12 protein-coding genes are annotated in these 13770 nt (G+C 67.2%); 2 read left to right on the top strand and 10 right to left on the bottom strand.

What is annotated here, in order from left to right:
* Positions 1 to 43 precede the first annotated feature (43 nt).
* The 7 genes from EKL94_RS16290 to EKL94_RS16260 all read right to left on the bottom strand — a co-directional run bounded on the left by EKL94_RS16290 (position 44) and on the right by EKL94_RS16260 (position 8671).
* On the bottom strand, positions 44 to 868 hold the full coding sequence (locus EKL94_RS16290; RefSeq protein WP_126929883.1) for a ferritin-like domain-containing protein: 825 nt from the start codon (positions 866 to 868) through the stop codon (positions 44 to 46).
* Positions 869 to 877: 9 nt separating this feature from the next.
* Complete coding sequence (gene purF, locus EKL94_RS16285; RefSeq protein WP_126929882.1) at positions 878 to 2344, bottom strand: amidophosphoribosyltransferase; 1467 nt, start codon at positions 2342 to 2344, stop codon at positions 878 to 880.
* A gap of 30 nt (positions 2345 to 2374) precedes the next feature.
* Positions 2375 to 3154: a CvpA family protein gene (locus EKL94_RS16280; protein ID WP_019336370.1), complete on the bottom strand. Its 780-nt coding sequence runs from the start codon at positions 3152 to 3154 to the stop codon at positions 2375 to 2377.
* 46 nt (positions 3155 to 3200) lie between these two features.
* Positions 3201 to 4229, bottom strand: coding sequence for an SPOR domain-containing protein (locus EKL94_RS16275; RefSeq protein ID WP_126929881.1), 1029 nt, complete (start codon positions 4227 to 4229; stop codon positions 3201 to 3203).
* An 81-nt stretch (positions 4230 to 4310) separates the two neighbouring features.
* Positions 4311 to 5582 carry a bifunctional tetrahydrofolate synthase/dihydrofolate synthase gene (gene folC, locus EKL94_RS16270; RefSeq protein WP_126929880.1) on the bottom strand — a complete coding sequence of 424 codons (1272 nt, stop codon included), beginning with the start codon at positions 5580 to 5582 and terminating at the stop codon, positions 4311 to 4313.
* Between the two features lie 41 nt (positions 5583 to 5623).
* Positions 5624 to 6268 (bottom strand): histidine phosphatase family protein, encoded by a 645-nt coding sequence (locus tag EKL94_RS16265; RefSeq protein ID WP_010483945.1) that lies wholly within the window; start codon positions 6266 to 6268, stop codon positions 5624 to 5626.
* A 240-nt stretch (positions 6269 to 6508) separates the two neighbouring features.
* The gene (locus EKL94_RS16260; RefSeq protein ID WP_126929879.1) at positions 6509 to 8671 is read right to left on the bottom strand and encodes a S46 family peptidase; all 2163 of its coding nucleotides are present in this window, start codon (positions 8669 to 8671) and stop codon (positions 6509 to 6511) included.
* A gap of 400 nt (positions 8672 to 9071) precedes the next feature.
* On the opposite strand from EKL94_RS16260, the gene tdh reads away from it, so the two are divergent.
* The gene (tdh, locus tag EKL94_RS16255) at positions 9072 to 10094 is read left to right on the top strand and encodes an L-threonine 3-dehydrogenase (protein ID WP_010483949.1); all 1023 of its coding nucleotides are present in this window, start codon (positions 9072 to 9074) and stop codon (positions 10092 to 10094) included.
* Between the two features lie 132 nt (positions 10095 to 10226).
* Here the strand turns inward: tdh and EKL94_RS16250 are convergent, their stop codons facing one another.
* The gene (locus EKL94_RS16250; RefSeq protein WP_099551279.1) at positions 10227 to 10922 is read right to left on the bottom strand and encodes a TorF family putative porin; all 696 of its coding nucleotides are present in this window, start codon (positions 10920 to 10922) and stop codon (positions 10227 to 10229) included.
* 206 nt (positions 10923 to 11128) lie between these two features.
* Between EKL94_RS16250 and kbl the strand changes: the two genes are divergently transcribed.
* Complete coding sequence (gene kbl, locus EKL94_RS16245) at positions 11129 to 12337, top strand: glycine C-acetyltransferase (RefSeq protein ID WP_126929878.1); 1209 nt, start codon at positions 11129 to 11131, stop codon at positions 12335 to 12337.
* A gap of 121 nt (positions 12338 to 12458) precedes the next feature.
* Here kbl and EKL94_RS16240 read toward each other — a convergent pair whose 3' ends face one another.
* Together EKL94_RS16240 and EKL94_RS16235 are read right to left on the bottom strand one after the other, a co-directional pair.
* Positions 12459 to 12794 carry a hypothetical protein gene (locus EKL94_RS16240; protein WP_126929877.1) on the bottom strand — a complete coding sequence of 112 codons (336 nt, stop codon included), beginning with the start codon at positions 12792 to 12794 and terminating at the stop codon, positions 12459 to 12461.
* 85 nt (positions 12795 to 12879) lie between these two features.
* On the bottom strand, positions 12880 to 13659 hold the full coding sequence (locus tag EKL94_RS16235; protein WP_126929897.1) for a pseudouridine synthase: 780 nt from the start codon (positions 13657 to 13659) through the stop codon (positions 12880 to 12882).
* Positions 13660 to 13770: the final 111 nt, after the last annotated feature.

Below are 13770 nucleotides of genomic sequence, written 5' to 3'. Positions count from 1 at the left end.
CGTTTGTGGCACAAACGACTTGATCCCCTCCGTCCCCTTTTCTTCAACCGGCCTGTTCAACCAGGTTGGCCAGCTCATCCGCATCGAAACCGGCCAGCAGGCGCGCTTCGATGTTGAACGGCCCATGCAGGTAGCCGCCGGCGTACTCCACCAGCAGTTCCTTGAAACGTGCGCGCGGCTCGACGCCGGCGCGGTCGCAGTACCAGCGGTACCAGCGCGAACCGGCAGCCACATGCGCCACTTCCTCGCGCAGGATCACTTCCAGCACATCGGCGGTCTCGCCATCACCGACATTGCGCAGCTTCTCGATCATGCCGGGCGTCACGTCCAGGCCGCGCGCTTCCAGCACGCGCGGCACCAGTGCCATGCGCGCCAGACCGTCATGCGCTGTCTTTTCGCACATTTCCCACAGGCCGTTGTGCGCGGGGAAATCAGCATAGTCGTGGCCGTGTGCCTGCAGGCGCTCGCGCAGCAGCATGAAGTGCCGCGATTCGTCGTCGGCACAGCTGACCCAGTCGGCATGGAACGCTGGCGGCAGGCCACGGAAGCGGTACACCGCATCCCAGGCCAGGTCGATCGCGTTGAGTTCGATATGGGCGATGGCGTGGATGAAGGCGGCGCGCCCTTCCACGCCGCCCAGACCGCGCCGCGGTACTTCGCGCGGATGCACCAGCACCAGCTGCGCCGGCCGGCCAGGCATGCGGATCGGCTCCGGCGGCGGCGCATCCGCAGCCACCTTCAGGCGACCGGCACGGAACGCAGCGGCATGGGCCTGGGTCAGCGCCACCTTGCGCAGCGGGTCGGCTTCAGCCAGGCACTGCTGCGCAGCGCGCAGCAGGTCGCCACCAGCGTCGGGCACATCAGCCACGCCTGGACCTCAGGCGCGGCGCTTGTGCTTGGCGTCGTCCGAACGCAGCTGCTGGATGCGCTCGAAGTAGCCCGGCTCGATACCCGTCGGGTAGTGGCCGTTGAAGCAGGACGAATCGAAGTTGCGCAGCGCCGGGTTGCCCTCGCTCACCGCTGCTTCCATGTCTTCCAGATCCTGGTAGATCAGCCAGTCGCAGCCCAGGTGGGCCTCGATCTCTTCCACGGTGCGGTTGTGCGCGACCAGTTCCTCGGCCGCCGGCATGTCGATGCCGTAGATGTTCGGGTAGCGCACCGGCGGCGCGGCGCTGGCCAGGTAGACCTTGCGCGCGCCCGCGTCACGGGCCATCTGCACGATCTGCTGGCTGGTGGTGCCGCGCACGATCGAGTCGTCCACCAGCAGCACCACGCGGTTGCGGAACTCCAGGTGGATCGGGTTGAGCTTGCGGCGCACCGACTTCACGCGCTCGCCCTGCCCCGGCATGATGAAGGTGCGGCCGATGTAGCGGTTCTTGATGAAGCCTTCGCGGTACTTCACGCCGAGCACGTTGGAGATCTCAAGCGCAGCGTCGCGCGAGGTATCCGGGATCGGGATGATGGTGTCAATGTCGTGGTCCGGGCGCAGGCGCAGGATCTTCTCGCCCAGCTTGATGCCCATGCGCATGCGCGCCTTGTGCACCGAGACGTTGTCGATCATCGAATCCGGGCGTGCGAAATACACGTATTCGAAGATGCACGGGGTGTGCTCGACCTGCTCGGCGCAGATCTCCGAGAACAGCTCGCCACGCGCGGTGATCACCAGCGCTTCGCCCGGCTGCACATCGCGCACGCGCTGGAAGCCCAGCACGTCCAGCGCGGCCGACTCGGACGCCACGATGTACTCGTCGCCCTCGGCATGGCTGCGCTTGCCCAGCACCAGCGGACGGATGCCATGCGGGTCGCGGAAGGCGACCAGGCCCAGGCCCAGCACCACGCTGACCACCGCATAGCCGCCCTTGCAGCGGCGGTGCACGCCGGCCACCGCGCGGATCGCGGCTTCCGGGCTGAGCTGGCGCTGCTGCTCCAGTTCGTAGGCGAACACGTTCAGCAGCACTTCGCTGTCCGAATCGGTGTTGACGTTGCGGCGGTCCTGCTCGAACACCTGCTGGCGCAGCGCCTCGGTGTTGATCAGGTTGCCGTTGTGGGCCAGCGCGATGCCGTACGGCGAATTGACGTAGAACGGCTGTGCCTCGTCCATGCCTTCCGAACCGGCGGTCGGGTAGCGCACATGGGCGATGCCGACGCTGCCTTCCAGGGTGGACATGGTGCGGGCATCGAACACATCGCGGACCAGGCCGGTGGCCTTCTGCACCCGCAGGCGGCTGCCATTGACGGTGGCAATGCCCGCCGCATCCTGGCCGCGATGCTGGAGGACGGTCAAGCCGTCATACAACTGCCCGGCGACGTTCTGGTTGCCGACGATTCCGACGATGCCACACATGGTGCGAGGTCTCCGCTGGGCTGTGCCCAGTTACAAGGAAGGTGGCCGTACCTGGCCGCGGTGGTCGCCGCGCGCGCGGTCGACGTTGGCCGGATCGCCCGGCTCGATACTGTCCGGCAGTGCAGGAGCGTCCGGGCGCACTTCGGCCGGATCGTAGGAATCGCCCTGTTCCGCTTTCGCAGGCCGCAGCCATCCGCTGCCTGCCACTACCTGGTTGAGGATGCCATTATCGCCTGCCGCGCCCGGCTTTCCCAACCCGGCGCCTGCGTTCTTGCCCAACTCCATCAATGCAGATGGGGACAGCGCGTCGGTCGGCAAGCCCTTGGGCAGCAGATCGGCCCCGGGAACCTCCCAGTGCGGCAGCTTGCTGTTCATCCAGGCCACCGTGGGGTTCAGCAGCGGGCGTACCGCCGAGCGCTGCCACGAGGGCTCGGCGGTCAGCGGGGTGAAACTGCCCAGCAGCAGCAGGATCGCGGCGATCAGGCCGCCCCGCACGGCGCCCAGCACCCCGCCCAGCAGGCGGTCCAGGCTGGTCAGCATGCTGCGGTGGACCAGGGCCTTGATGACCATGCCGATCACCGCGACCACGATCATCACGCCGATGCCGACCCCCAGATAGCCGCCGACGAAGTGTTCGCCACCGGGGGCCGCCGGGGCGGCCCACCAATGGGCGGCATCATTGCCGAAGGCGAAGGCCGCCCACGCGGCCAGCAGCCACGACAGGGTGCCGATGACGATTCCCACGAAGCCGCGCAGCATCCCCAGCAGGGTCGAGGCCGCGATCACGATCAGCAGCACCACGTCGATCATGGCGCCCCGCTCCTTCGGCGGCGCTGGCAACGGGGCTGCGCGTGGGTCATGGGTGCGGTCGGACCATGCCGGCCACGCCGACCTTGGCGGCGACCTGCGCCTTCAGCTGCTCGGCATCGGCGCGGTTGGCCACCGGCCCGACGCGGACGCGATGCAGGGTGCCCTTGTCCGTGCGCACCTGTTCAACGTAGGCGCTGAAACCGGCGGCACGGACCTTGTCGCGCAGGGCGTTGGCATCGTTGGCCTGGCCGAACGCGCCCAGCTGTACGGCAAAGCCGACGCCGCTGGCAGCCGGTGCTGCCGGCGTGGTCGGCGCCGTCGCCGGTTTGCTGGCGGTGGCCTCCGGCTTCGGCTCGGGCTTCGGCGCCGGCTTCGGCGGTTCCGGCTTGGCGGCCGGGGGCGCGGTCGCGACCGGCGTACTCGGCGGCAGGCTCTCGCTGCGGACCGGGTTGCTGCTGGCCGATGGCGCAGTCGCTGCGGACGGGGTGCTGGCACTCGGCGCAGCCGGTGCCGGGGTGGCCGCAACCGGGGCACTGCTGCCGGCCGCCGCGTCCAGGGTGATCACTTCGGCCTTCACATCCGCCCGGATCTTCACCGCCTGCAGGCGGGCTGCCTCGGCCTGGGCGCGGTCGGCATACGGCCCGACCCGGACACGCCATGCCTGACGGCCGCCGATGGTGGCGGTTTCAGTGAAACCCGGCAGCTGCGAACGCTTCAGGTAGGCGATCACGGCATCGGCATCGGCCTTGCTGCCGTAGGCACCAAAGGTGACTGCATAGTTGCCGGCGGCGACCGCCGGCGAGGTGTCCACGGTCGGCGGGGTGGCCGGCGTGGCGGCGTCCTGCAGCGGCCTGGCCTGCCCGGTCTGCAGGCCGGTGGCGCCACCGGCCGGGGCGACCAGGGGCAGCTCACGGGTTTCGAACTGGCCATCGGCCGGCGCATCCGGCGCGGCGATCGGCACATTGGCCACCCCGCTGTCCGGTGCGGGTCCCTTGACCAGCATCGGCAGGAAAATCACGGCCAGTGCGACCAGCACGATGGCACCAATCAGACGCTGTTTCAGAGGCGTATCCACGTGAGGCAGGCAACTGTCCGGAGGTTGCCGTCGATTATACGGGTGCCGGACCGGACGGCGTCGGCGTTGGCTGAACGCGGATCAGGCATCGCCCTGCAGCATCTGCAGGGCCGCTGCGGCGGTATGGAAGGAGCCGAACACCAGCACACGGTCGCCGCGCTCGGCCTGGGCCAGCACCTGCGCCAGTGCCTGTTCGACGCTATCGGCCAGCTGCGCCTTGGCCGCAGCCGTGCCGGCCAGGCGCGCCTGCAGCTGGGCGGCGCTCTGCCCACGCGGGCCATCCAGCCCGGCCAGGGTCCATTCGCCCACCACATCCTGCAGCGCCTGCACCACGCCCACCGCGTCCTTGTCCTGCAGCGCGGCGTACACCGCCAGGGTGCGTCCGGCCGAGACCTCGGCCTTCAGCGTACGCGCCAGCTGGCCCGCCGCCTGTGGGTTGTGGCCGACATCCACCCGGATCTGCACGCCCTCCCGTTCGAATGCCTGCATGCGACCGGAAATGCGTGCTGCCGCGATACCGGCAGCCCACGCCGCGCGCGGCACCGGCTTGTCCAGCGCGCGCAGCGCAGCGATGGCGGCACCCGCATTGGCCAGCTGGATCGGGCCGGCCAGCGCCGGGGTCGGCAGCTCCATGCGCAGGCCGACATCACGCCAGCGCCAGCGCTGGGCATCGATCGGTTCGTAGAAATAATCGCTGCCGCCGCGGATCGCGTTGGCACCCACCAGATAGGCACGCGCCAGCACGCTGGACGGCGGATCGGTCTCGCCCAGGATCACCGGCTTCCAGCCGCGGATGATGCCGGCCTTCTCAGTGCCGATCGCTTCGCGGTCCTCGCCCAGCCACTCGGCATGGTCGATGTCCACGGTGGTGATCACCGCTACGTCGGCGTCGACGATGTTGACTGCATCGAGGCGGCCGCCCAGGCCCACTTCCAGCACCGCCAGGTCCAGCCCGGCGTCGGCGAACAGCTGCAGCGCAGCCAACGTGCCGTACTCGAAATAGGTCAGCGTGATCTCGCCACGCGCGGCCTCGATGGCGTTGAACGCGGCGACCAGCGCCGCATCGTCCACGTCCTGCCCGTCGATGCGCACGCGCTCGTTGTAGCGCAGCAGGTGCGGCGACGTGTAAGCACCGACCTTCCAACCGGCAGCACGGCCGATGGCCTCGATGAAGGCCACGGTGGAGCCCTTGCCGTTGGTGCCACCGACCACGATGGTGCGCCCGGCCGGCGCGCCAAGACCCATCGCCGTGGCCACGGCGTGCACGCGCTCCAGGCCCATGTCGATGGTCGCCGGGTGCTGGCGTTCAATGTAATCCAGCCAATCGGCCAGGGTGGTCGGGGTGTTCGTCACGGCAGTGCTTCCAGCAGGTACAGGTGGTTCGGTGTGGCGGGTCAGAGTGCGCGGTGCTTGGCTTCGCCGAAGAACGGCGTGTGGTGGGCGCAGTCGTTCAGGCGCACCACTTCCAGGCTGTCCAGGTCGGCACCTTCGAGCAGGTTGAGCGTGGTCGGTGCCTGACGGAAGGTCCACAGGCGGGAAATCGGCAGGCCCAGCACCTTGCACAGGATCACGCGGTTGACCGCGTCATGCGCGACCACCAGCAGGGTGTCGTGCTCGCCAAGGCCTTCGGTGGCACGGGCCAGGCCACGCCAGCTGCGTTCCAGTACCAGGCGCAGCGATTCGCCGCCGGGCATCAGCACGGTATCCGGTTCCTCGCGCCAGGCCTGCAGGCGCGACGGATCCTTCTCGTTGATTTCGCTGGCCAGCAGCCCTTCCCACTCACCGTGGGCGATTTCCTGCAGCTCCGGCTCGGTCAGCAGCATGTCGGCACGGGCGGCGCCGAGCGCCAGCTGCGCGGTGCGCTGCGCGCGCGACAGCGGCGAGGCAACGGCACGGGTGATGTCCACCGAGGCCAGGCGGGCACCCAGTGCCTGGGCCTGGGCTTCACCGATCGGCGAAAGCGGAATATCGATCTGGCCCTGGTAGCGGCCTTCGGCGTTCCACGGCGTTTCGCCGTGGCGGGCAAGCAGGATGCGCATGCGTGCAAGGGGTCCTGGGGGGAGGAGGTTTCCGCGTTTCGTTCACATCCTGTGAAGTACGCGGAACAGGGATGATACCTGTTCGGCGCACCGGGCCGGGCCGGGCATGAAAAAACCCCGCGACCTGAGTCGCGGGGTTTCGGAATCGCGGACGGCGCGCCGGGCAGTAGATCCACGCCATGCGTGGATGCACCGCCCGGCAGTGTCTGCAGGCGTTGCCGGCCAGCGGCCGGCACTACCTCACTTAGCCAGGTTCAGTTCCTTCAGCAGCTGCGGCGCCGGCGCCACTTCCTGCATGATCCACTGCATGTAGCGGCTGTCGACGGCGATCATGCGGGTCATCACCGGGTCGAACACCCAGTTGGAGCTGACCGATTCCCAATTGCCATCGAAGGCCAGGCCAACCAGCTTGCCGTTGGCGTCCAGCACCGGCGAACCCGAGTTGCCACCGGTGATGTCCAGGTTGGACAGGAAGTTCACCGGCACCGAACCAATGCGCTTGTCTTCCAGGCCACCGTAACGCTTGGCCTTGACCGCATCGAGCAGCGCCTTCGGCGAATCGAACGGATCCTCACCGGTTTCCTTGGCCGCCACGCCTTCCAGGGTGGTGAACGGGGTGTACTTCACGCCGTCCTTGCCATAGCCCATGACGTTGCCGAAGGTGATGCGCAGCGACAGGTTGGCGTCCGGGTAGACGAACTCACCCTGGCTCTTCTTGTAGTCGGCCACGGCCTGCAGGTACAGCGGACGTGCGGTCAGCGATTCGCCTTCGCGGATCTTCTTCTGCTCTTCCTGCTTCAGCAGTGCCGGCATGACGGCCACGGCGTACTGGATGGCCGGATCGCTGCTGGCTTCAAACGCGGCACGGTCGGCCTTGAACCACTTCAGGCGGGTGTCCAGGCTGCCCAGTTCGGTGCCGCCCAGCTTGGCCACCAGCGACTTCACCGCAGCAGCATCGCTGCCGGCCAGCCACTTGTTCAGCACTTCGTTGTCGCGCTGTGCGGCCGGCAGGGCCACGTACTGGTCCAGCCAGTAGGTCTGCAGCTGCTGGTCCATCTTCGCCACGTAGCGACGGTCCATCTGCTTCAGGCCACCTTCGATGGTGGTCAGGTCGCGTTCCTGGTAACCGGCTTCGCGTTCGGCATCCGGCTTGCTGCGCTCGATCGACAGGCGGTACAGGGTGATCGCCGCGCCAACGGCCGAGGTGTTGTTGAACTGACCGACGAACAGGTCGCGTTCGCGGGTCGACTTGCTGGTATCCAGATGCTTGAGCAGCTGCGCGTGTGCGGTCAGCGCCGGCTTGCCGGCAGCGCCCTGCTTCTTCAGCCACGCCAGCACGGCGGCTTCTTCAGCCTGCTTCTGGCCAGCGGCGTCGATGCGCTTGAAGCCTTCCAGCTGGCCCAGGTAGTTCTTGGCCACGTTGTTCATGCTGGCTGCGGTGGCGGCGTACTTCACCTTGACGTCGGCGTCGGCCTTGCCGGCATCGGCGATCATCTTCAGCACCGCGTTGTAGTGCTTGGCGATGGTCGGGTAGGTGAAGCTGGCGGTTTCGTTGAATTCACCGGCCAGTGCATAGCGGTTGGTGCGGCCCGGGTAGCCGGCCACCATCACGAAGTCGTCGGCACCCAGCGGCTGGTCGGCGAACTTCAGGAAGTGCTTGGGCTGGTACGGCACGTTGTCGGCGGCGAAGGCGGCCGGCTTGCCGTCCTTGCCGACGTAGGCGCGGTAGAACGAGAAATCGCCGGTGTGGCGCGGCCACATCCAGTTGTCGACGTCGCCGCCGAACTTGCCGACGCTGCCCGGGGGCGCGTAGACCAGGCGCACGTCCTTGATTTCCATGTTGCGGAACAGGCGGTAGGTGTTGCCGCCGGAGAAGCTGTACAGGCGGCAGCGGAAGCCGGCATCGGCTTCACAGGCGGCGACCTGGGCCTTGTCGAAGGCATCCAGCGCGCGGCTGCGGGCCAGCGGGTCGTTGCCGGCGCCGGCGATGGCGGCCTTGGCCTGGGCGGTGACGTCGGTGATCTGGTCGAGCACGAACACGCGGGCGTTCGGGCCGGCGCTCAGTTCGTCCTTCAGGGTCGGCGCATTGAAGCCGTCCTTGATCAGGTTCTTCTGCGCAGTCGAATTCAGCTGGATGGCGCCATACGCGCAGTGGTGGTTGGTGACCACCAGGCCCTGCGGCGAGACGAAGCTGGCGGTGCAGCCGCCGAGGGCGACGACCGCGCCCATCGGGTCGCCGGTCAGGTTGGACAGCTGTTCCGGGGACAGCTTCAGGCCGGCCTTCTGCAGCGGGCCGGCGATTTCCGGCAGCTGCTGCGGCACCCACATGCCTTCAGCGGCATGGGCGACCTGGGCCAGCCCAAGGCTGGCGACGATGGAGAATGCAAGCAGGTTCGAGCGCATGGAGCGGCCCCTGGTAGTGGAACCCTCGATTGTAGCCCGCTGCCCTGCCCCGGCCCGAACCCCGGAAGTCATGGGCCTACTTCTTGCTCTGCCACGCGCACGTCGGCCGCGCACACGGAAATCGTCCAGAGGGGGCGTGGTCACCCTGGACGGGACCGTTGGCGCCATGGATGGCGCCATCGAGCACCATGGATGGGCTTTTGCGTGTCCCGGCCAGGGTGACCACGCCCCCTTATCCCGGATCAAGGAGGCGCCGCTGTTCGCAGTGCGTTCGAAACGCCCGCCGGCGCACGCCTTTCGTTCCGCCACTGCACCCGCAGCGCAACATGGGAAATCCGCGCGGCACCCTATAATCCGCGCTTTCCCCCTGATGAGTTCCACCCCGATGGCGCAGCAAACGATGAAGGCCCTGGTCAAGCGCGAAGCGGCCAAGGGCATCTGGCTGGAAGAAGTTCCGGTTCCGACCCCGGGCCCGAACGAGGTCCTGATCAAGCTGGAGAAGACCGCGATCTGCGGTACCGACCTGCACATCTACCTGTGGGACGAGTGGAGCCAGCGCACCATCAAGCCGGGCCTGACCATCGGCCACGAATTCGTCGGTCGCGTCGCCGCACTCGGCTCGGCCGTGACCGGCTATGAAATCGGCCAGCGCGTCTCGGCCGAAGGCCACATCGTCTGCGGCCACTGCCGCAACTGCCGTGGCGGCCGCCCGCACCTGTGCCCGAACACCGTCGGCATCGGCGTCAACGTCAACGGCGCCTTCGCCGAATACATGGTGATGCCGGCCAGCAACCTGTGGCCGATCCCGGACCAGATCCCGTCGGAGCTGGCTGCGTTCTTCGACCCGTACGGCAACGCCGCGCACTGTGCGCTGGAGTTCAACGTGATCGGCGAGGACGTGCTGATCACCGGTGCCGGCCCGATCGGCATCATCGCCGCCGGCATCTGCAAGCACATCGGTGCGCGCAATGTGGTGGTGACCGACGTCAATGATTTCCGCCTGAAGCTGGCCGCCGACATGGGTGCCACCCGCGTGGTCAACGTGGCCAACCAGTCGCTGAAGGACGTGATGAAGGAACTGCACATGGAGGGCTTCGACGTGGGCCTGGAAATGAGCGGCAACCCGCGTGCGTTCAACGACATGCTCGACTGCATGTACCACGGCGGCAAGATCGCCATGCTCGGCATCATGCCCAAGGGCGCAGGCTGCGACTGGGACAAGATCATCTTCAAGGGCCTGACCGTGCAGGGCATCTACGGCCGCAAGATGTACGAGACCTGGTACAAGATGACCCAGCTGGTGCTGTCCGGCTTCCCGCTCGGCAAGGTGATGACCCACCAGCTGCCGATCGACGACTTCCAGAAGGGCTTCGACCTGATGGAAGAAGGCAAGGCCGGCAAGGTTGTTTTGAGCTGGAATTGACCCTTCGCCGCGCGCGATGGGTGGGTGCCGAGCTTGCTCGGCACACCTTGAAATTGAAAAAGGCGCCCATTGGGCGCCTTTTTCTTTGGTGTTGCCGGCCAGCGGCCGGCACTACCCGTAACGCCTGCGGCGTTACTTGCCGACGGCCACGCTCAGCATCACCCGGCTGTGGGCCAGCTTGCCGGAGTTGTCGCGGCCGTTGCCGTCGGTGCCGTAGTAACCCAGGCCGACGTTGAACAGGCCGAACTGGCGCGCGACGCCGACGTTCCAGTCGGTGTAGTCCTTGGCGATGCCGTCCTCGAAGGTGCTGCGACCGACGTTGGCATTCAGGGTGAAGTCCTTCGGCAGGCCCCAGCTGCCGCCCAGGCCGAAGTACCAGCCATCGGTGCTGCTGTTCCAGACATCGTTGGTGTAGGCCACCGTCAGCTTGTAGGTGTCATCCAGCGTGGTGGTGGTGATCAGCTCGTTGTAGTTCTGGTGGCTGGACTTCAGATAGGTGTAGCGGTTCAACAGCACATCGACGTTGACGCGCTCGGTGACATCCACGCCGTAGCCGATCAGGTAGTCGACCTCGGTCTTCGGGTCACCCGTACCAAAATCCACACCCGAGCCCCACACGCCGGCATACAGGCCAACCGGGCTGGTGTAGGTGAAACCGGCCTGCAGGGTCGGATCCTCGTCGGTCTGCGACACACCACGGAACAGGTAATCGGAAACGGCGGTGACGTTCCAGCTGTACGGCGATTCGTTTTCCTGGGCGCTGGCGGCGAACGGGGCGGCCAGGGTCAGGGCAGCGGCAATGGCGAGGCAGGCACGGGCGTGCTTCATGAGCGTCTCCGGTGGGGGCGGTGGCGTGGAAGGCGGGGAGCGGGCGTAGCGGCCGGAACGGGACAGCTCCGGTTCACGAATTTTTAACCAGTTTGCTATTGCGATGCAACATGTGCCGGCCGTGGCGATGCCCCAGCCGGGCCGGTCGGCAAGCCGCGATGCCCGGTAGAATCAGCGGTTTCCCCGTTCAGAGCCGTGCCCACGCCATGACCGACGCCTCCTCCGCCCTGACCCGCCACTACGCCGAGGAACTGGACGCCATCCGCGCCCAGGGCCTGTTCAAGTCCGAGCGGATCATCATCAGCCCGCAGTCGGCCGAGATCACCCTCGAGGACGGCCGCAAGGTGCTGAACTTCTGTGCCAACAACTACCTGGGCCTGGCCGACCACCCGGACCTGATCCAGGCCGCCAAGGATGCGCTGGATACCCACGGCTTCGGCATGGCCTCGGTGCGCTTCATCTGCGGTACCCAGGACCTGCACAAGCAGCTGGAGAAGCAGATCGCCGACTTCTTCGGCAAGCAGGACACCATCCTGTACGCCGCCTGCTTCGATGCCAACGGCGGCCTGTTCGAACCGCTGCTCGGCGAGAACGACGCGATCATTTCCGATGCACTGAACCATGCCTCGATCATCGACGGCGTGCGCCTGTGCAAGGCCAAGCGCTTCCGCTACGCCAACTGCGACATGGCCGACCTGGAAGCCCAGCTGCAGGCCGCCGATGCCGCCGGCTGCAAGACCAAGCTGATCACCACCGACGGCGTGTTCTCGATGGACGGCTTCATTGCGCCGCTGGACGAGATCACCGCGCTGGCGAAGAAGTACAACGCGCTGGTGCACATCGACGAATGCCACGCTACCGGCTTCCTCGGTGCCACCGGCCGCGGTTCGGCCGAAGTGAAGGGCGTGCTGGAAAAGATCGACATCATCACCGGCACCCTGGGCAAGGCCATGGGCGGCGCCCTGGGCGGCTTCACCTGCGCCAGCGCCGAGGTGATCGAGCTGCTGCGCCAGCGTTCGCGGCCGTACCTGTTCTCCAATTCGCTGCCGCCGCATGTGGTGGCCGCCGGCATCAAGGCGTTCGAGATGCTGGCCGCCGCTGACGACCTGCGCGACACCCTGGTGGAGAACACCCGCTACTTCCGCGAAAAGATGGTCGCAGCCGGTTTCGACGTGAAGCCGGGCGTGCACCCGATCAGCCCGGTGATGCTGTACGACGCACCGCTGGCGCAGAAGTTCGCCGAGCGCCTGCTCGAAGAAGGCATCTACGCGATCGGCTTCTTCTTCCCGGTGGTGCCCAAGGGCCAGGCGCGCATCCGCACCCAGATCAGCGCTGCGCACAGCCGCGAGCACCTGGACCGCGCGATCGATGCGTTCACCCGCATCGGTGTCGAGCTGGGCGTGATCAAGGGTTGATCCCCACCGGTCAAAGCGTGCCGACCCAGGTCGGCACCTACCCGGCGTGAGGGCGTGCCGACCAAGGTCGGCACCTACCGAAACTTGATGGCGTGCCGACCGAGGTCGGCACCTTCCGGCATCACTTCTTTTTCTTCTTGCCCTTCGGCTCGTCCTTGCTGGCCACCACCACCGGCTTGGCGGCAGCGTCCTGGCCGTTGCCCTTGGCAACGCGGATGCCGTTGGCCTTCATCCAGGCATCGAACTCATCGGCAGTCATCTTCTTGTCGCCGTTGCTCATCAGGAAGCGGTAGCTGCCGCGACCATCCAGCTCCGGGGTCTTCACTTCCACCACCGGGGTTTCGGCCGGCGTTTCCGCCTTGGCCACCGTCTTGTGGCCACCACAGGCGGTCAGCAGCACCATCGGCAGCAGCAGGCCTGCGCAGCGCAGGGTTTGGTTGAGGGTCGGGTGGTACATGGGCAGGCTCCGTTCGGAAAATTCAGCAACCAGGCGCCCCCTACGCCTGGAACGGTGGCCGGCAACCGCCGGCCGCGGGCGATGATCAGCCCGGTGCAGCGGCCCCCAGCCGCTGCTGGTCACTGACCTCCAGCACCCGCCACTGGCCCTTGCCGAGATCGCCGAGCTGCAGCCCGCCGATCGCAACCCGGACCAGGCGCAGCACCTGCAGGTCGAAGGCCGCCAGCAGGCGGCGGATGTGGCGGTTGCGGCCCTCGTCGAGGACCACCTCCAGCCACGCGGTCTTGTCGCCGCTGCGCAGTACGCGCACGGCCTGGGCCACCAGGAACTCGCCCTCGTCCTCCACGCCGGCCTGCAGGGCCGCCAGCGTGGCGTCATCGGGCAGGCGGTCGACCTGCACGTGGTACGTCTTCTGCGGACCGGTTTCCGGATCGGTCAGGCGCGCGGCCCACTGCGGATCGTTGCTGAACAGCAACAACCCTTCACTGGCCTTGTCCAGGCGCCCGACCGGCGCGATCCACGGCAGCCCTGCACCATCGAAACAGCGGTAGACGGTGTCGCGGCCACGCTCGTCCTGCGCGGTGGTCACCACCCCGCGAGGCTTGTTGAGCATCAGGTACAGGCGCTGCGGCGCGCCCATCGGCTGGCCATCGACCTCGATCGGCGGCGCCGGCTGGCCAATCGGGAACTCGGGATCCCGCACGATGCGGCCGGAGACGCGTACGCGTCCCTCGGCAATCCAGCGCGCGGCCTCGCTGCGCGAGCACACGCCGGCCTTGGACAGCACGCGCGCCAGGCCATGACGAACACCGGCGGCTGTGGCAGCGGGAGTCGCACGCCCACGCGATGCGTGGGAGTGCCTTATTACCAAATCCCCGGCCCCCGGCAGGGATCCCTTCCGGTGTTCCCCCGTCCTGCTGGCAAAAAAAAAAAGAAGGAGAAGTTCCTTCCCTTAACCTATACCCCGGACCAAGAA

The organism is Stenotrophomonas maltophilia, from assembly GCF_003970865.1.
Classification (GTDB): Bacteria; Pseudomonadota; Gammaproteobacteria; order Xanthomonadales; family Xanthomonadaceae; genus Stenotrophomonas; species Stenotrophomonas maltophilia_AR.
Note: the sequence above shows the minus strand (reverse complement) of the source record. Positions and strands in the feature narration are given on the sequence as shown.

Bases quoted from the DNA above. Each gene is read 5' to 3' on its own strand.
- EKL94_RS16280 (WP_019336370.1), bottom strand. From the start codon at position 3,154: ATGATCGACGTGGTGCTGCTGATCGTGATCGCGGCCTCGACCCTGCTG.
- EKL94_RS16265 (WP_010483945.1), bottom strand. From the start codon at position 6,268: ATGCGCATCCTGCTTGCCCGCCACGGCGAAACGCCGTGGAACGCCGAA.
- EKL94_RS16250 (WP_099551279.1), bottom strand. From the start codon at position 10,922: ATGAAGCACGCCCGTGCCTGCCTCGCCATTGCCGCTGCCCTGACCCTG.
- purF (WP_126929882.1), bottom strand. From the start codon at position 2,344: ATGTGTGGCATCGTCGGAATCGTCGGCAACCAGAACGTCGCCGGGCAG.
- kbl (WP_126929878.1), top strand. From the start codon at position 11,129: ATGACCGACGCCTCCTCCGCCCTGACCCGCCACTACGCCGAGGAACTG.
- tdh (WP_010483949.1), top strand. From the start codon at position 9,072: ATGAAGGCCCTGGTCAAGCGCGAAGCGGCCAAGGGCATCTGGCTGGAA.
- EKL94_RS16260 (WP_126929879.1), bottom strand. From the start codon at position 8,671: ATGCGCTCGAACCTGCTTGCATTCTCCATCGTCGCCAGCCTTGGGCTG.
- EKL94_RS16240 (WP_126929877.1), bottom strand. From the start codon at position 12,794: ATGTACCACCCGACCCTCAACCAAACCCTGCGCTGCGCAGGCCTGCTG.